Source organism: Vibrio sp. LaRot3 (assembly GCF_027587025.1).
In the GTDB taxonomy this organism is placed as follows: domain Bacteria; phylum Pseudomonadota; class Gammaproteobacteria; order Enterobacterales; family Vibrionaceae; genus Vibrio.
In genome coordinates this window covers 617,671-634,594 of sequence record NZ_JAPPTI010000001.1, presented here as the reverse complement: position 1 = coordinate 634,594, position 16,924 = coordinate 617,671, and the positions used below count along the sequence as shown (strand labels likewise).

The window sequence follows — 16,924 nt, the reverse complement described above, 5'->3', positions numbered from 1 at the left end:
TCTAGGTTATAAGCCTATAACAACCAGCGGCTAAAACTCATATTGCAGATAAATTGTATTGTAGTTACTCCCACCTTTAATTCGGCCAAATTGGGAGGCTTTTTCAAAGATTGCACTACGGTGGTGAAGCGAATAACCAAACCACATGTTTTCCCATTCTGGTTGATTAAATAGCTGACCAACGTTCACATCTACAGAGAAATCTAAATAGTTGAGTAAGTTACTGGCGTTATAGCCTTTTCTATCCATTTCACTTTGTTCAATGTAGGTAATGTTGTCCACGTAAGAGAGACCTTCCGCAATACCCAAACGCCAATCAATAGGCCATTCGATGGTCACATAAGCCTTAATCGCAGCTACAAACTCAGTACTGGATGATTGAACCTCTGACGACCAATGATGCACGATGCCGGGAGTGAAATAGATATCTAACGGATAACCAAACAGTTCATCCGTTAGCGGATGACCATAAAACACTGAACTCAGTTGGTTGTTGAACGGATCTTTCTCTATGTTGAGCGTAAAAATGTCACCAATATTAGATGGTGTTCCCCAGCCGTGCGCCACGCGTAAATATGGTCGATTAGACAGCTCGGATTTGTACTCTTTGCTCTTGTCGTTAAAGAAACCAAAACCAACGTACACTTCGCTTTGATATCTATCTTCAACAGCAAGTGAATCGTATGCATTATCATCCAAACGCGTTACGCTGGTTGAACCGAGCAAGTAGAGGTTTGACGCGACGTGATAACGCACATCTAGCCCAATTTTGGCATCAACACCGCCGCCAATTTTCTCTCCCGTAGATTCATTAAACGCGAAATATTGGCTGTTAAAGTCCGCATCTTTGTATCGCAGCGTGGCAAATGGCTTGAATAGCCAATCGCCCTTATCAAATTCACCTCTTACCGTGAGGTTGGTGTGAAATCTTAACTCGTCATCGGTCATCAACTCTGTGTTTACATGCCACTGATCATCAAACTGATATTTAAGCTGGAAGCCATAATCCGCCGTATCTCCCTGCTCGGCGTTTTGCACTGATGCGGGAATATCAACAAAACGCATTCGAGTTAACAGGTTTAAATCTAATTGCTCTTGCTGCCAATCATAAAGGTGCACACCACCTTCTAATCCGTGGACGAAAACATAATCATTTTCTAAAAACATCATTGGGACAAAAGTACTGACACTTTGGTCCCCATCTTGACTAACAAAAGGAATGCTTGCGACGCGATACATGGCCGCTAGCCCCCATTCCTGTTCAGAAAACTGATGTTTATCTTCTGCACTTAACGCGCAGTTTGCGAAGCTTAAAAAGCACACTGGCAACAGCCAGCGAGTATTTATTGTCATTTTTTGGTCACTTAGACGTTATTAACGCGACTTTTTACTTATGTTTCAGGGCGATTAGCCGTTAAAATAGGATATTACGCTCTAATTACTCAAATAATTGTGAAAGTTTCCGAATTCAAGCATCTACTTAACCAACTACCCACCGACGCTGACCTTAATTTGGTGACTGGCGATGAGTGGTTACCAGAACGCCTAATTGCTACTAACCAAGTAGACGATATGCTGTTTCTGCAATTCGACAACGCCCCAGATGAAGAACAAGGTGAAGAAGAAGGCCGAGGCTTTGTTGAGCATGAGATTGAGTTAATTCGCGAACGCTTCGAACAGATCATAGCAGAAGATAGCGATGCCAAAAGTAAAGCTGATGCAATACTTGCATTGTTTTTAATGGGTCATGAGCGTTCTAGCTCGGAAATCGTCGAATTATTAGAAGCACCAGACTTAGAAAATGAATACGTTGAATAATTAGGATTTTGATGACAGCACATTCAACTCTCCCCCTTATTCTCGCAGGTCCTATTCTTAGAAAGACCACCGCTAACGAATTGGTTCTTTGGCTTGTCACTAGCCAACCTTTACAAGCCACATTTGAACTTTATGACGAAGCCAATCAAGGTTTGATTCACCAAGCTGAGTTTGATGTCTCTAATCAAATCCAAGTAGGCAAACATGCCCACGTTGTCTGTGCCCAGTTTAAAGGTGACTTTCCAACCAACGTTGCGCTCGGCTACGACATTCTAACCGCTCAAGGTCGATTAGGAGATCTAACCCCTGAGCTGTTATACCAGCAAGAAAATCGTCCCGTATTCAAAATTTCGACCAAAGCCGACTACCTATTACACGGCTCTTGCCGCAACCCTCATCACCCTAGCAAAGATGCGCTAGTACAAGCGGATTTAAAGGTCGCGAGCCAAACACTTGAACAGCGACCTGATATGCTAATGATGAGCGGCGATCAGATCTATGCCGACCATGTCGCAGGCCCAATGCTCGACGCCATTCATCAAGTCATTCAAATCTTAGGGCTATACGATGAAACGTTTACCGATGCGCCTATTACAACGTCTCAGCAGCTCTACTCGCACTCTTGGTGCTATTACCATCGCGATAAACTGTTGCCTAAATACCAACCCGAGCCTCGCTTACTCAATCGACTTTTCCCGCATACGCAAGAGCCTATTTTTAGTTCGCGAGAAGCAGAAAACCACCTGATAACATTCAGTGAGTTTTTTGCCATGTATCTCATGGTGTGGTCTCCGACTCTGTGGCGCTTTGTTAATCTGAATCGACTTGAAGAAGCGAACTTTGTTCAAGGTGGGGCGTTACTTTCTGCTGCGACTCAAAACAATTGGCGTGCTGAAAAGCCTATTATTGAACAATTTGTCGCAGGGCTAACTAATAGTCAGCGCTTAATGGCTCACATCCCGACTTACATGATCTTTGACGATCACGATATTACCGACGATTGGAATTTAACCGTCGGCTGGGAAAAGGCCGCCTATGAAAACCCATTTGCGAAACGCATTATCGGTAACGGACTGATCGCCTATTGGCTATGCCAAGGTTGGGGCAACGAACCAGACAATTTCAATCAAGATTTACTGGCTTTAGCCCAACGCTATGTCGCCACTCAGTCAGTACAAAGCCATGATGATTTTATCAATTACTTGTACAGTTTCGAACGTTGGCACTTCACCATTGATAGCTCTCCCAAGGTGGTGGTACTCGACACTCGCACTCGTCGTTGGCGCTCAGAGTCTCGCATGAACAAGCCGTCAGGACTGATGGATTGGGAGGCATTAATTGAGTTCCAACAAGAGCTCATGCATCAAGATAAAGTAATAATCATCTCAGCAGCACCGATGTTTGGCGTGAAATTTATTGAAGCGTTACAAAAAGGTATGACGTTGTTAGGCCAACCACTGCTGATTGACGCCGAAAACTGGATGGCTCATCCGGGCAGTGCGAATACTCTGTTAAGCATTTTTACCCACACCAAAACGCCAACTAACTTTGTGATTCTTTCAGGTGATGTGCACTACTCTTTCGCTTACGATATAAAGCTGCGTTTTCGAAAGTCGAGCCCAAACATCTTCCAAATCACTTGTAGCGGGTTTAAAAATCAGTTCCCTGAACCACTGCTCTCAACCTGTGATTGGATAGACCAAGCCATTTATTCACCGCGCTCACCGCTTAACTTCTTCACTAAACGTAAGCGATTAAAAGTGTATAAACGTGACCCAGATACTGAAGGTTCAAAGCGTTTGGTCAACGCAAGTGCGATTGGTGAACTCAAGCTAGATAGTCATGGAAAACCTAGCCAAATTTCGATTTTGACGGGCGAAGGAAAGCAAGTGCACTTTCCACCTATTAAACAAAACTTATAGCTGCCGACTTGTGATCCCTAACCTATGCCACTATGTATAGAAATAGACATAAATAAAAATGAGCAACGCGCATGCTAAATTCAATCACTAAATTATTTAAGCAACTACTCGAAGGCGAAGATCTCAGCAACAATCACCAAGCCGATGCCAATCTCGCCATTGCGTGCTTGTTATGTGAAGTTGCCGGCGCGGATCACCAAGTAGATGAAGCAGAGACTCAAGCTAAAATTGCACTGGTTGCTCGCCTACTCGACTTAGATGAATCGGGCAGTAAAGCTTTACTCGCTCGCGCTCAAAACCAAGCTAACCAATCCGCCTCTTTGTATGAGTTTACTTCGCAGCTAAGAGAAATGAGCCAAGAGACCCGCTTTGAGCTAATTAAAGCCATGTGGGAAGTCGCCCATGCCGATGGTGAGATTGATCCACTCGAAGACGCAGTCATTCGCAAAACCGCTGAGTTACTCTACGTAGACCACAGTGAGTTTATTCGCGCCAAGTTATCGGTCACTGATTCAAAGTAATTACAGCGAATATTTACAGTTTAAATAATACCAAAGCTAACTTGCCCTAGTTGTTGTCACAACTTCCAAGCAGAGTCGTAATCGCTTGTTTCAAAACCATTACGATATGATACTTTTTGCACTCCGCTAAATTGAGCCACATACAGGTTCAACGCATCAATCATTCATATCGTAATGAACGGGTAACTCAACTCATGCTTAAAGTGATATTTCTCATTGCTCTTGGATATCTTGTTTGGAAATTGATACAAAGCAAGAAAGCACCAAAACAATCATGGCGTGACAATGCCAAAGTCATTTCGAGTTCCAAGCAACCAACGACAAGCAATAAACAACTTATTAGCAACCATTTAGAATCAACAAAACCACTGTCCAATTACGTCGAACATACAAAGCAAAGCCATCTAGCCACTGAAAACGAAAAGAAAATGTACTTTGCTTTGCAAAAGGCGCTACCACCTGAATATGTCATTCACTGTCAGGTCTCGCTGATGGCCTTAGTCAAACCAACTGATTTCAAAAACAACTCGCGCACATGGGCGAAGCGGATGGACTACGTCATTACTGACAAAGCGACGAGAATTCTCGCAGTGATCGAGCTAGACGACTCTTCCCATAACAAGAAAAAGCGCCAAGAGAGAGATGAATACGTAAACAATGCCCTGCATGGTCATCATCCGTTGATTCGATTTCAAACCCAACGATTCTATGAGCCGTCTGAAATTGCACTTAAGCTAGAGCAACATAGTGAGATTCGCTGTAATTCATTGGAAGAACACTTAGCTTAGAGCAATACTTATTTTCTCGTTGATACCAAAAGAGCAGCCTTTGGGCTGCTCTTCATACGCAATAAGACAATAGACTGTTATCAATCTACAGCATGGTCAATGCTAGTTTTGCAAGATTATAGGCATCAACATAACCCGAGTGTTGACGCCCTTCCCACTCAATGCCCTTCTCTTCTTGCGCGGCTTTATGGCCAATGCGCTTATCTTTCAAACGGTTCTGAATACGATACAAAGTGGCAAGGTTAATAAACTCTTTAAAAGGCATGTCGATACCTTTTTCGGCACATTCTTGAGCAAGGATTAAGTCGTCTCTTCCCCATGCAGCGTAGATCTTATTGCTGCCACCGAAATTTTTAACCATCGACTTCATTACTTGCTCTAGCGGGCGGCCTTGCTTCTCAATTTTACGTGGCGTAATTCCCGTTAATTGGCTACAAAACAAAGACACTTCATCTTTTTCAGGCTTCGCGTAATATTGAGCGCGTTTAACAATCTCACCTTGGACCAAATCAATCTCGGCTAGGCCGATTTCAATGATCTCGCCAGTCGTGCCAACACCATCTTGGTTCCAGCAACACATTTCAAGATCAAAACATACGATACGGTTATGGTTCATTGCTTGCCTGTCGTCTTTTGGGATTTAGAATAAATCGAAGCGCAAAATTTTAACGTATTTCGCGCTCCAATCTCAAGGGTAGCCCTAAGCATTGCGCTTGCCCACCGCTCAACTGACGAGGAAATCAGCGAATTATCGCCTCGCAGCCTCAGGTGAACAAAAAACACCAACAATAAACGGCTAAAAACAAACCAAGTAACACCGTCTATACTGGTTTACGCTGCTTTTATACGGGCGCGAAGCCTTGAATATGTTAACATTCGCCCTTATTTATAGAGCAATGAGCAAGGGACACCCCTTGATATCTAACCTAATTTAAGAGATTCGCTATGATTGTCGATTTACAACTGATTCCTCAAACGTTCGATATGCTACACGCAGGCTTAACCGCTTCTAGTGTTTTGCTGCTTCTAGTTGCTGTTTCACGCAAATCTAAAGTGATCGAAAAAGTGGTTGAAAAGCCCGTTGAGAAAATCGTTGAGGTCGAAAAGCCTGTCGAGAAGATCGTCGAAGTTGAGAAAGTGGTCGAAGTCGAAAAAGTCATCGAGAAAGTGGTTGAAGTAGAATCAAAACTGGCAACTGCATCTACCGATTCAGCAATGCAACTGCTGTCAATCATGCAGCAAGAAGCGCGTTTAATCGACTTCCTTAAAGAAGATCTCACTTCATTCTCAGATGAAGAAGTGGGCGCGGCAGCACGCGTTATCCACACTGGCGGCCAAAAAGTACTGAATGATTACGTGACACTAAGCCATATTCGCACTGAAGATGAAGAAACTCGCATCACAGTAGCAGAAGGCTTTAACCCACAAGAAATTCGCCTAACAGGCAACGTAACAGGCCAAGCACCATTTAATGGCACGCTTGTGCACAAAGGTTGGAAAGCAACCGAAATGACCTTGCCTAAACTGGCAGAGAATTACGATGCGTCTGTTATTGCTCCTGCTGAAGTAGAGCTGTAATACAGCACTCCAGCAGCAAAATTAAGCACCAAAGAGAACACCATGCAACAAGCAAAATTTAGTGTTGGTATCGACTTAGGTACCACACACTGCGTTCTGTCTTACCTAGACACGACAGATGAAAACGCACAGGTTGAAGTAATGCCAATCGCACAGTTAACTGCGCCGGGCACAGTAGAAACTCGCAGCCAACTTGGCTCGTTCCTATATCAACCTCACGAACATGAGATGAACCCATCATCGCGCGTATTGCCTTGGTCTAGCGAGCCAACCGCACTGGTTGGTGCCATTGCGCGTAACCTTGGTTCTAAAACACCTATTCGTTTGATCGCAAGTGCGAAATCTTGGCTTTGCCACGGCGGCGTAAACCGTCGTGATGCATTTTTGCCAGCAGGTAGCCCAGAAGAAGTTGAGAAAGTTTCACCACTTCGAGCGACTGAGCTTTACCTAGAACATCTTAAACAAGCTTGGAATCATACTCATCCAGAGCATGACCTAACCGAGCAAGACGTAACGATTACCGTTCCTGCGTCATTTGACCCAGCCGCACGCGATCTTACCGCAGAAGCAGCTCGAAACGTCGGTCTAGCACACTTAACCTTGCTAGAAGAACCTCAAGCGGCACTGTACAACTGGATCGACAACAGCAACGATAAATGGCGTGATGAAGTCAGCGTTGGTGACATCGTATTAGTGGTCGATATCGGTGGTGGTACAACCGACCTTTCTTTAGTCGAAGTGACTGAAGATGACGGTAACCTAACTCTTAACCGCATCGCTGTAGGTGAGCACATCCTACTTGGCGGTGACAACATGGATTTGGCTCTCGCCTACCGACTAAAAACGAAACTTGCTCAAGAAGGTAAAGATCTTCAACCGTGGCAAGTTCAAGCAATGACACACGCTTGTCGTGATGCAAAAGAAGCGCTGCTTAACGATAGCGAACTGCAATCTGTGCCAATCGTAGTGCCAAGCCGTGGTTCAAAACTATTAGGCGCAACGCTAAAAACAGAGCTGACTCAACAAGAAGTTCAGCAAACTTTGGTTGATGGTTTCTTCCCTAAAGTTGCAGTAAGCGAGCATCCCGTACAAAAAGCGCGTGGCGCACTAACACAAATGGGCTTACCTTATGCGCAAGATGCTGGCATTACACGCCACATCGCTGCTTTCCTAACTAAGCAAGCGAATGCCCTTTCTGGTGAAGAATCTGCGCCTGCGCAAGACTTCAATCCATTTGCAAATATGCCGGGCATGCCAGGTTCTGAACCAGCTCCAAGCGCTGACTTCATCAAACCAACCGCAATTCTATTTAACGGTGGTGTGCTGAAATCTGGACTTCTAGCAAACCGTCTTGAAGAGACCATCGGTGAATGGCTAATTGAAGCAGATGCAGAGTTACCAAAACGTCTAACGGGTGTTGACTTGGATCTTGCGGTTGCAAGCGGTGCGTCTTATTACGGCTCTGTACGTCGTGGCCAAGGCGTTCGTATTCGTGGCGGTATTGCGTCTAGCTACTATGTGGGTATCGAAAGTGCGATGCCAGCGATTCCGGGGATGGCACCACCACTTGAAGCACTGTGTGTTGCACCATTCGGCATGGAAGAAGGTTCGAGTGTGGATGTGCCAAGCCAAGAATTTGGTTTGATCATCGGCGAACCTGTTCACTTCCAATTCTTCGGTTCAACGGTTCGTCGTGAAGATGAGGCTGGTACTCACCTTTACCACTGGGCGCCAGAAGAGCTTGAAGAACTACCAGAGATTCAAGTAACGCTGCCGGTTTCTGAAGGTCGTAAACAAGGTGAAGTGGTTCCTGTCACGCTCGCTTCACGAGTAACTGAGCTCGGTACCCTTTACTTAGAAGCCATCGCGGCAGACAACGGCCAAAAATGGCACGTTGAGTTTGATGTCCGTGAAGATTCTAAAAGCAACATTGAACAAGCATAATTAAGCCAATGGCACCCAAACTATGGGTGCCTTTCTTTTAGGTATTGGTCTGTTTGACCAAAGCAGAGGTTTGTATGGCATCTCCTCGTTTTCTCGTTGGTATTGATTTAGGTACGACAAACACTGTCGTCGCATTCTGTGAAATTACCGACGATCTGCAACACTCCCAAGTAAACCTATTCGACATAGACCAGCTGATTGGTCCGGGCGAAGTCGTTCGTAAGCCATTACTGCCCTCTTTTCGCTACCATCCAGCGAAAGGGCAAATTGCCTCCTCAGATCTTACGCTTCCGTGGCAACCAAGCCCCGTAAGCGGCGATATTGACCAAGTCATCATTGGCGAATGGGCGAGAGAGCTTGGCGCGAAAGTCGAAGGCCGACAAGTTTCCAGTGCCAAAAGCTGGCTCTCACACCAAGCGGTTGATCGCCATTCTGAAATATTGCCATGGGCAGGCGCTAGCGACGTTGAGAAAGTGTCTCCCGTCATCGCCAGTGCCAGTTACCTAAACCACATTCGCCAAGCGTGGAACTACCGCAACCCAAGTAACAAACTTGAGGATCAAGAAGTTGTCGTTACTGTGCCGGCATCATTTGATGAGACAGCACGAAAGCTGACTCTTGAAGCAGCAGAGCTGGCGGGATTACATAAAATCGTCTTGCTCGAAGAACCGCAAGCCGTCTGCTACGACTGGTACGCGCGCCACCAGCAAACTGCCGCAGAAGAGTTGCAACAGCTCCCCCTCATTTTGGTGGCAGACGTCGGTGGCGGTACCACCGACTTGAGTTTAATTGAAGCGACATTTACTCAGCCAGATGATCACAGCGAGAAAGAACTATCTCTAGATCGTATCGGCGTAGGTGAACACTTAATGTTAGGTGGTGATAACCTTGACCTTGCATTAGCCCATCTTGCAGAGCAACGCTTCAATCAAAGTAAGAAACTTAACGCTGCTAGCTTAACCAAGCTTATCCAACAAACCCGCAGAGCCAAAGAGAACTTGCTGTCAGCCAATGCGCCAGAGCAAGTAAAAATCACGATGCTGGGCAGCGGTTCGAAATTACTGGGCGGTACCAAGAGTATCGATTTAAGCAAACAAGAAGTGCATCAAATCGCCCTTGATGGCTTTTTCCCGTTAAGCTCATTCGATCAACTACCTGATAAGCGCCGCAGCGCTGTCGTAGAGTTCGGTTTGCCTTATGTGGCCGACCCTGCGGTCAGTAAACACGTTGCCGAGTTCTTAACCCAGCATCAACAAGTAAGCCATGCGGCACTAGGAACAGAAGCCTCGCAAGGCGCTGCGGTTCCTGTTGGTTTGCTACTTAACGGTGGTGTGTTTAACAGTGAATTAGTGACTGAGCGCGTCACAAGCCTTCTCTGCAATTGGCGAGGCGCTCCAGTCACCGTACTTGATAACCCGCACCCTGACTGGTCAGTGGCACTTGGCGCCGTTGCTTTTGGTAAAGCTCGCCGTGGGGCGCAGCTTAAAATTGGTGGTGGTGCAGCGCGCTCTTACTTCTTACATTTGCCCGAGAAAAACAAACTCGGCAAAGCGCTATGTTTACTCGCTAAAGGAACAGAAGAAGGCCAAGAAATCCGCCTAAGTGGTCGCCGTTTCTCACTCACATTAGGTGAACCTGTGCGATTTAACCTCCTGACCTCAACGCACGATTCGCTCACCAATAACCTTGCGATTCAAAATGGGGTCATGGCAGATATCGACCCAGACCTATTTGCGCCGCTGCCACCCTATATTTCAACGTTGGAAAGCCAAGGTGCTGAGCTGAAAGCCAACCAGAAAGAGCGTGTCGAAGTTCAACTCGCTTGCCAACTCACTGAAGTCGGCACGCTGAAAATGGAATGCGTTAGCGTTGAAGACGATAACCAGCGTTGGGAATTAGAGTTTGAAGTTCGCAATCAAAAAGCGGAAGACGAATCAAAGCATGAGCAACACCCGAACCTTATTCACTGTAAAGAGCTAATCGCGCGTATTTACAGTGGCAACAAAAAAAGCGGTGATGGAAAAGAGATCAAAACACTCGCTAAAGAACTGGAGCGAAAGCTAGGAAAACGCGACGAATGGGACTTCACCACTCTACGCCAACTTTTCGATAGCTTTGCTACCGGACGTAAACGTCGTCGCCGCTCTGAAGCGCATGAAAAAAACTGGCTCCGCCTTGCGGGTTTTGCGATGCGTCCGGGGTTTGGTGATGCCACCGATAGTTGGCGTATGGAACAAATTTGGTCACTTTACCAACAAGGTATCCAGTTTAAAAACCACCAAGGCTGGACCGATTGGTGGGTATTCTGGCGCCGCGTTGCGGGCGGCTTAAATCAAGAGCAACAAGAAACCATCTTAGCGGATATCGCCAAATATCTGCATCCGGGTGCGATGAAGAACCCTCAGTCGATGAAAGCGGCGCAAGAGCAAGGTTATGAATCTATGGTTCGCCTTGCCGCTTCACTAGAACACTTAGATGTTGAAGACAAAGTTCTTCTTAGCTCATGGTTCTTGAGCAAAGCGATGAACCATAACCAGTTCCAACAAGCTCACTGGTGGGCGGTTGGTCGCTTAGCCTCTCGTACTCCACTTTACGGTAGTCAACACAATGTCGTCTCGCGTGAGCAAGCCGAACAATGGCTGCCAAAGCTTCTCGAGCAAAACTGGCAAAAAGAGCCAATGATCGCCTTTGCCGCAGTGATGATATGTCGTAAAACGGGCGATCGTCTGTTCGACATTTCTGATCACTTCCGTGAACAAGTGATTGAAAAGCTCAAGCAAAGCAAAGTTCCAGATACATGGCTAGCACTGGTTAGTGAAGTCAAAGCGCTTTCTGAATCAGAATCGAAACGTGTGTTTGGTGATGCACTGCCAAGTGGTTTAACATTGGTGAACCAATAGCAATTGAGGCTGTCTATTAGGACAGCTTCATATTTGTAATACTTTGCACTAGATAGGGTCAAGGAAGCATAAATGCTTAAGGAACAACGCCATTTATTGATTGCTCAGATTTGCGCATTCAGCCTACTGTGGTTGAGTGCGATTTCGACTGTGCAAGCAAGCCCAACGGTTGCTTCCCCTATAATGCCCCAACCACACGCTGAGCACCTTAGCGATGGCACAGAGTGCCCTGATTCACCAGAGCACAAACGAGAAGTGAATCATCAAGGATGCTCATCTGTCTGCATTACTAAGTTGCCGAGTGAAACCGTATCGTTCTGTTGGCAGCTTGCCCCATCCACACTTGCACTGATTGGCCGAGAGCCGATCGGAAAAACGATTTCTCGCCCACAAACATTAATGCGCCCCCCAAAACGATTTTCCTAATTTCATTTGTCATCACTTATCAATCATATAATTAGGAATTACCATGAAAAAACTGATCACCGCATTCGCTGCATTACTGATTTCATTTGGCGCAAGTGCAACTCAATTCGAAGAAGGCACTTACTACACGACGATCAAAGGTCCAAAATCAAAATCACCAACCGTGACGGAGTATTTCTCGTTCTATTGCCCGCACTGTTTTCGTTTTGAATCTATCGTTAAGAACTTGAAACCAACGCTTGACCCAGAAGTCACCTTTGAAAAAGTGCACGTTGGATTTATGGGCGGAGAAATGGCGAAACCGATGGTGAAAGCCTATGCGACCATCGCAGAGCTACAGGTAGAAGAGCGTATGGTCCCTGCTATGTTCGAGCAAATTCATATCAAACGTCAGCCACCAAGAACTGAACAAGAACTACGTCAGGTATTCATCGACAATGGAGTAAGCAGTACAGCTTATGATCTTGCTTACAACAGCAAAGCGGTTGAAATGAAAATGAAAAAGTATGACCAAAAATTCAAGAAAAGTACCCTACGCGGTGTTCCTGCCGTTGTTGTCAATGACAAGTACATCGTAGTCGCTGACAAAATCCAAAGCTTTGATGAATACAACCAGCTAGTAAACTACTTACTTACGCTGTAATCAGTAAAAGCCAGAGCTTAGCTCTGGCTTAATTTTCAGCACCGTTTTTTCAATACAAAGGCAGCCATGATGCATTTAGAAAAGTTTGCAGATATCTATCAAAGAGCCGCAGAACGCAAAGGTGGCGAAGATCAACTTGAAATGCTGCTATCCCCCTCTTTGAGTTCAAGCGACATTCAATCGATCCCCAATGATCGCTGGTTGTCAGCATTTTCAATGAAAGTGTTCCAGTCGGGTATCTCTTGGAAAGTCGTTCGTAATAAATGGCCAAACTTTGAAGAACTGTTTTTCGGCTTCAAGGTTGAGCCATTACTTATGTTGTCTGACGAACAGTGGGAACATAAAGCCACTGATAAGCGCATCATTCGCCATCTGACCAAAGTAATGTCGATCGCTGACAACGCGAGAATGATTCATGAAGCCAGTATTGAGCATGGCTCGTTTGGCAAAATGGTCGCCAATTGGCCAAAAGAAAACATTACCGACTTGTGGCTATATATGAAAAAACACGGTAAACGCTTAGGCGGAAATACTGGCCCCTATGCTCTGCGCCAAATGGGGGTAGACACCTTCATCTTATCATCAGATGTAGAAGCGTATCTGCGCAGCTATAAGATCATAGAAGGTGGCAGGGATACCAAAAAATCACTGCAAGCTTGTAACCAAGCCTTTGCTCATTGGCAGCAAGAAAGTGGACGAAGCCTGACCCATATCAGCCAAGTTATCGCATTTAGTAGTGGCGATAACCGAGTATAATTCAATAACGCCAAAGCACACTTTGGCGTTATTCCTACTTAACGACATATCAACCAATGCGAGCAACTCGCGCTTCTGTTGCTCGGTTGTTTGTAATCGATAAATCCTCCCCGCGCAGCTCATCCTTTGGTTTAACCGCTTATCGCTGAATTTGACCATTTGTCTCATTGGTCAGCCCCCTACTCATCACTTCCTTATTCTGGCATCACTTACCCAATACATTGTCTTAAGGATTCGAGCGATGAACACAGTTAAAACTCTTCTATCGGCAGCGTTAATCAGCGCAAGCCTTGTAAGCACTCCGCTACTTGCAAACCCAACACCAGAGATATTAAGCAACTATAACCTTGCAGCAGAAGGCGACGAAGCCATGGTCGATACCGTTTACGGCCAATTAAACCAGTTGATAGACCAGCAAGGCGCGAAGCCATTGACCTTAGTCTACTTAGGTAGCACTCAAACCATGCAAGGCCGCGATGCTTTTCTGCCTTGGAATAAAATGAAGTTTACTGAGCAAGGGCTTGCAACAATCGCGAAAGGTATTGGGTTAATTGATACTTTGCCTGAATCCATCGACCAACAACAACGCATACAAGGCATTCCTGAAGCCTATCTTGCTCAGGCGCTGGCCGCGACCACTTACACTTCATTACCCGATATGTTCAACCACTTTGAGCGCGGTTATGACATGTTCCTCACTCTGCTTGCTCAACCTCAGTTTGAACAGCAACCTTTTGCCGCAACCAGTTGGATTTATCGCTATGCCATTGAAGCTGCTCTAAGAGCAGAAGACTTACCTCAAGCCAAGCAATGGTTAACCACGATGGAAAAGCTCGACGTTAAAGATAAGCAAACACAGGCGATGCAGCAGCTAATGAGCAATCAAAGCTAAGGAGAGCCTCATGATTACGTTCAACAACATCCAACGTCATTACCAGCTAGGCAGCCAATCAGTGCCTGCGCTTAAGTCGGTTTCTGGCGAAATACAAAGCGGAGAGATGGTCGCGTTATGTGGGCCATCAGGATCGGGGAAAAGCACCCTACTCAATATTCTTGGCCTTTTGGATATGCAATACCAAGGCGATGTCACGCTAAATGGCCAAGCAATTCCTCGAGCACCTAAACAAGCCGCGCGAATTCGTCGCTCGCAAATGGGCTTTATTTTCCAGCGTTTCAACCTTGTGCCCGTAATGAGCGCACTTGAAAACGTTGCGTACCCGTTGATGCTAAACGGACTCGACAAAAAACAGCAAATCGCTAAAGCCACACGCATGCTCGATATGGTTGGCCTACAAGACTACATCCACCACCGACCAGACAATCTATCCGGCGGTCAACAGCAACGCGTCGCCATCGCGCGAGCAATGGTACATCGCCCTAGCGTAGTTATTGCGGATGAACCCACCGCCAGTTTAGACAGTAAAACCGCAAATCTGGTCGTCGACATCATGCGTGACTTAGGACACGAGATGAATACCACGTTTGTGATTGCAACTCATGACTCTCGCATGGCCTCTCGTTGCAACCGCACCATCGAATTATTAGATGGCGAACTGCATGCACACAACTCAAATTTAGGAGTGATCTCATGGGCAAGCTAGCTGCACTCTTAATCCCTGACTCCATGCGTTTGGCTTGGCTAAACCTACGCCGTAACCAACGCCGAAGCTCACTGTCGATTTTGATAATCACCATCGCGGTCTTCGCATTAACCAGCACCGGTGGCTTTGGTTTATACACCTATGACAGCCTTAAAGAATCAACAGCACGCGATATTGGTCATTTAATTATCTCCACACCCGGCTACTTTCAAAAAGAAGAAGAAACGCCGTTAGCCAATGGTCTAAATGAACCAACCGAGCTCATTCGCCGCATCATGGCATTCGACCAAGTTCGTGGGGTACAGCCGGGAATCGAGTTTACCGGACTGATCTCCAATGGCACTAAGTCGGCCATTTATGTGGGGCATGGTGTTAACGATCGTGAATTTGATATGAAAGGGCCATTTCTCGATGTGAAGCAAGGCCAAACGCTATCCAACGTCCGGTCGCCACGTTACGATGCCAATGCGCCTGAAGTGATGCTAGGTAAGGATCTCGCAAGAAACTTAAACGTATCAATCGGTGACTGGGTAACGTTACTCGCCACTACTGTCGATGGTGCGCTTAATGCTTATGATTTCCAAGTCCACGGTATCTACTCCACTGGAGTCCCAGAGCTTGATAAACGTCAGCTCTATATTCACATCAATAGTGCTCAATCATTATTGAACAGCGATAAAGTCAGCACTATCTCGGTGTTTCTGTTCGAACTAGAACAAACACAAACCATTGCTGAACACATCTCTAAGCTGATTGATGATAGCCAGAAGCTTCAAATCACACCGTGGCATGAGCGCGCGTTTTACTACCAAAACGTAAAAAATCTTTATGACCGTATCTTCGGCATTATGGGCTGCGTCATGGCCATGGTGGTATTTGTGGCACTGTTCAACACCATGACAATGTCGGTCACAGAGCGAACCCGCGAAATTGGCACCCTATCCGCGCTGGGCAGCTACCCGCGAGAAATCGTTAATGGATTCTTAAGCGAAGCAAGCTTGTTGGCGCTGCTTGGTAGCTTGCTTGGAACATTTGCTTCGCTCGGTTTAACTGCGCTGCTGATGATTTTTGACGTGCAAATGCCCCCACCGCCGGGAATGACCGAGGGCTACCCTCTCACCATTTATTTCTCGCTGCCACTGGCACTATTCGCATCATTTGGCGTTCTGACCATTTGCCTAACTGCGGCGTATATCTCCGCGCGTAACGGCGTGAAAAAACCTATTACAGAGGCATTAACCTATGTGTAAACCATCAAGCCTAATTAAAACCGCCATTGCTTTCTTCGCGCTTTGCCTTTCCATGTCAGCAAATAGCGCACTATTGACACAACAGCAAGTAGACTCACTGATAGAGCAAGCGGATAGCTACCGCACGGATCAAGAGTCCGCACAAATCATCTCTATTGTTCGCCTCTACAAAGACAATAAATTGGATAAAACACGCCAGTACAACGTCTATTCTCGCCCTGAGCGTGAATCTTTGGTGGTGTTCAAATCTGCGGTAGAAGCGGGACAAAAAATGCTGATGCTACAGGATAACTTCTGGCTACAAATGCCCAAAAGTCGCAGACCCATTCGTATTACACCTATGCAGAAATTGCTCGGTGATGCCTCCGTTGGCGATATCAGCACCTTAACATGGAGCCAAGATTATCAAGGTAGTTGGCAAGCGGAAGAAATCCTAAGCGACTACTCAGATGTCAGCTATGCCACTCACCGTTTGGAGCTCATTGCCACGACCAAAGGCGCAAGCTACCAACGTATTGTTCTCTGGCTAGAAAAAGAGAATGGTTTTCCTATTCAAGCCGACCTCTATTTGCGTTCTGGCAAGTTAGCGAAGCAGGCACAGTTTACCCGAGGTGTTCGCGACAATAGATTAGCGGTCACCGCCATGACCTTACTTGATGCTATTCAACCCAATAAAAAGACCGAGATTGAATACCAATCGATTAAGCCTTGGCTTTTAGAAGATAAGTATTACAACCCGAGCTTTCTCGCTCGCAACAATACTTCGGAGCTCTGATC

General features: G+C 46.0%; 16 protein-coding genes. 14 read left to right on the top strand and 2 right to left on the bottom strand.

Translation table 11 applies throughout. The annotated features are described in order from the left end of the window. Window positions 1-30: 30 nt before the first annotated feature. The gene (locus OH461_RS03000) at window positions 31-1,353 is read right to left on the bottom strand and encodes a MipA/OmpV family protein (protein ID WP_270019145.1); all 1,323 of its coding nucleotides are present in this window, start codon (window positions 1,351-1,353) and stop codon (window positions 31-33) included. A 99-nt stretch (window positions 1,354-1,452) separates the two neighbouring features. Between OH461_RS03000 and OH461_RS02995 the strand changes: the two genes are divergently transcribed. The 4 genes from OH461_RS02995 (at window position 1,453) to OH461_RS02980 (ending at window position 5,049) form a co-directional block, all read left to right on the top strand. After that, window positions 1,453-1,818 (top strand): hypothetical protein, encoded by a 366-nt coding sequence (locus OH461_RS02995; protein ID WP_260258672.1) that lies wholly within the window; start codon window positions 1,453-1,455, stop codon window positions 1,816-1,818. Window positions 1,819-1,829: 11 nt separating this feature from the next. Further along, on the top strand, window positions 1,830-3,740 hold the full coding sequence (locus OH461_RS02990; RefSeq protein ID WP_270019144.1) for an alkaline phosphatase D family protein: 1,911 nt from the start codon (window positions 1,830-1,832) through the stop codon (window positions 3,738-3,740). A gap of 71 nt (window positions 3,741-3,811) precedes the next feature. Then, window positions 3,812-4,261 carry a tellurite resistance TerB family protein gene (locus OH461_RS02985; protein ID WP_270019143.1) on the top strand — a complete coding sequence of 150 codons (450 nt, stop codon included), beginning with the start codon at window positions 3,812-3,814 and terminating at the stop codon, window positions 4,259-4,261. 194 nt (window positions 4,262-4,455) lie between these two features. Then, window positions 4,456-5,049 carry a DUF2726 domain-containing protein gene (locus tag OH461_RS02980; RefSeq protein WP_270019142.1) on the top strand — a complete coding sequence of 198 codons (594 nt, stop codon included), beginning with the start codon at window positions 4,456-4,458 and terminating at the stop codon, window positions 5,047-5,049. Window positions 5,050-5,134: 85 nt separating this feature from the next. Here the strand turns inward: OH461_RS02980 and OH461_RS02975 are convergent, their stop codons facing one another. Further along, the gene (locus tag OH461_RS02975) at window positions 5,135-5,665 is read right to left on the bottom strand and encodes a 3'-5' exonuclease (RefSeq protein WP_270019141.1); all 531 of its coding nucleotides are present in this window, start codon (window positions 5,663-5,665) and stop codon (window positions 5,135-5,137) included. 329 nt (window positions 5,666-5,994) lie between these two features. On the opposite strand from OH461_RS02975, the gene OH461_RS02970 reads away from it, so the two are divergent. The 10 genes from OH461_RS02970 (at window position 5,995) to OH461_RS02925 (ending at window position 16,922) form a co-directional block, all read left to right on the top strand. Beyond that, window positions 5,995-6,627 (top strand): DUF2760 domain-containing protein, encoded by a 633-nt coding sequence (locus OH461_RS02970; protein ID WP_270019140.1) that lies wholly within the window; start codon window positions 5,995-5,997, stop codon window positions 6,625-6,627. A 42-nt stretch (window positions 6,628-6,669) separates the two neighbouring features. Continuing rightward, complete coding sequence (locus OH461_RS02965; protein ID WP_270019139.1) at window positions 6,670-8,571, top strand: Hsp70 family protein; 1,902 nt, start codon at window positions 6,670-6,672, stop codon at window positions 8,569-8,571. A gap of 74 nt (window positions 8,572-8,645) precedes the next feature. Then, complete coding sequence (locus OH461_RS02960; RefSeq protein WP_270019138.1) at window positions 8,646-11,471, top strand: Hsp70 family protein; 2,826 nt, start codon at window positions 8,646-8,648, stop codon at window positions 11,469-11,471. 72 nt (window positions 11,472-11,543) lie between these two features. Further along, on the top strand, window positions 11,544-11,897 hold the full coding sequence (locus OH461_RS02955) for a hypothetical protein (protein WP_270019137.1): 354 nt from the start codon (window positions 11,544-11,546) through the stop codon (window positions 11,895-11,897). 43 nt (window positions 11,898-11,940) lie between these two features. Then, on the top strand, window positions 11,941-12,540 hold the full coding sequence (locus OH461_RS02950) for a thiol:disulfide interchange protein DsbA/DsbL (RefSeq protein WP_270019136.1): 600 nt from the start codon (window positions 11,941-11,943) through the stop codon (window positions 12,538-12,540). 69 nt (window positions 12,541-12,609) lie between these two features. Further along, window positions 12,610-13,296, top strand: a complete 687-nt coding sequence (locus OH461_RS02945; protein ID WP_270019851.1) for a DNA-3-methyladenine glycosylase I — start codon at window positions 12,610-12,612, stop codon at window positions 13,294-13,296. Window positions 13,297-13,537: 241 nt separating this feature from the next. After that, window positions 13,538-14,188, top strand: coding sequence for a hypothetical protein (locus tag OH461_RS02940; protein WP_270019135.1), 651 nt, complete (start codon window positions 13,538-13,540; stop codon window positions 14,186-14,188). Between the two features lie 10 nt (window positions 14,189-14,198). Then, complete coding sequence (locus OH461_RS02935) at window positions 14,199-14,897, top strand: ABC transporter ATP-binding protein (protein ID WP_270019134.1); 699 nt, start codon at window positions 14,199-14,201, stop codon at window positions 14,895-14,897. Further along, the gene (locus OH461_RS02930) at window positions 14,885-16,147 is read left to right on the top strand and encodes an ABC transporter permease (RefSeq protein ID WP_270019133.1); all 1,263 of its coding nucleotides are present in this window, start codon (window positions 14,885-14,887) and stop codon (window positions 16,145-16,147) included. The genes OH461_RS02935 and OH461_RS02930 overlap by 13 nt, the downstream gene beginning before the upstream one ends. Next, window positions 16,140-16,922 (top strand): outer membrane lipoprotein-sorting protein, encoded by a 783-nt coding sequence (locus tag OH461_RS02925; RefSeq protein WP_443088433.1) that lies wholly within the window; start codon window positions 16,140-16,142, stop codon window positions 16,920-16,922. The genes OH461_RS02930 and OH461_RS02925 overlap by 8 nt, the downstream gene beginning before the upstream one ends. The last annotated feature ends 2 nt before the right edge of the window (window positions 16,923-16,924 follow it).

Excerpts from the sequence above, each read along its gene's own strand:
- OH461_RS03000 (WP_270019145.1), bottom strand. The coding sequence starts at position 1,353 with ATGACAATAAATACTCGCTGGCTGTTGCCAGTGTGCTTTTTAAGCTTC.
- OH461_RS02990 (WP_270019144.1), top strand. The coding sequence starts at position 1,830 with ATGACAGCACATTCAACTCTCCCCCTTATTCTCGCAGGTCCTATTCTT.
- OH461_RS02985 (WP_270019143.1), top strand. The coding sequence starts at position 3,812 with ATGCTAAATTCAATCACTAAATTATTTAAGCAACTACTCGAAGGCGAA.
- OH461_RS02980 (WP_270019142.1), top strand. The coding sequence starts at position 4,456 with ATGCTTAAAGTGATATTTCTCATTGCTCTTGGATATCTTGTTTGGAAA.
- OH461_RS02975 (WP_270019141.1), bottom strand. The coding sequence starts at position 5,665 with ATGAACCATAACCGTATCGTATGTTTTGATCTTGAAATGTGTTGCTGG.
- OH461_RS02970 (WP_270019140.1), top strand. The coding sequence starts at position 5,995 with ATGATTGTCGATTTACAACTGATTCCTCAAACGTTCGATATGCTACAC.
- OH461_RS02965 (WP_270019139.1), top strand. The coding sequence starts at position 6,670 with ATGCAACAAGCAAAATTTAGTGTTGGTATCGACTTAGGTACCACACAC.
- OH461_RS02960 (WP_270019138.1), top strand. The coding sequence starts at position 8,646 with ATGGCATCTCCTCGTTTTCTCGTTGGTATTGATTTAGGTACGACAAAC.
- OH461_RS02955 (WP_270019137.1), top strand. The coding sequence starts at position 11,544 with ATGCTTAAGGAACAACGCCATTTATTGATTGCTCAGATTTGCGCATTC.
- OH461_RS02950 (WP_270019136.1), top strand. The coding sequence starts at position 11,941 with ATGAAAAAACTGATCACCGCATTCGCTGCATTACTGATTTCATTTGGC.
- OH461_RS02945 (WP_270019851.1), top strand. The coding sequence starts at position 12,610 with ATGCATTTAGAAAAGTTTGCAGATATCTATCAAAGAGCCGCAGAACGC.
- OH461_RS02940 (WP_270019135.1), top strand. The coding sequence starts at position 13,538 with ATGAACACAGTTAAAACTCTTCTATCGGCAGCGTTAATCAGCGCAAGC.
- OH461_RS02935 (WP_270019134.1), top strand. The coding sequence starts at position 14,199 with ATGATTACGTTCAACAACATCCAACGTCATTACCAGCTAGGCAGCCAA.
- OH461_RS02930 (WP_270019133.1), top strand. The coding sequence starts at position 14,885 with ATGGGCAAGCTAGCTGCACTCTTAATCCCTGACTCCATGCGTTTGGCT.
- OH461_RS02925 (WP_443088433.1), top strand. The coding sequence starts at position 16,140 with ATGTGTAAACCATCAAGCCTAATTAAAACCGCCATTGCTTTCTTCGCG.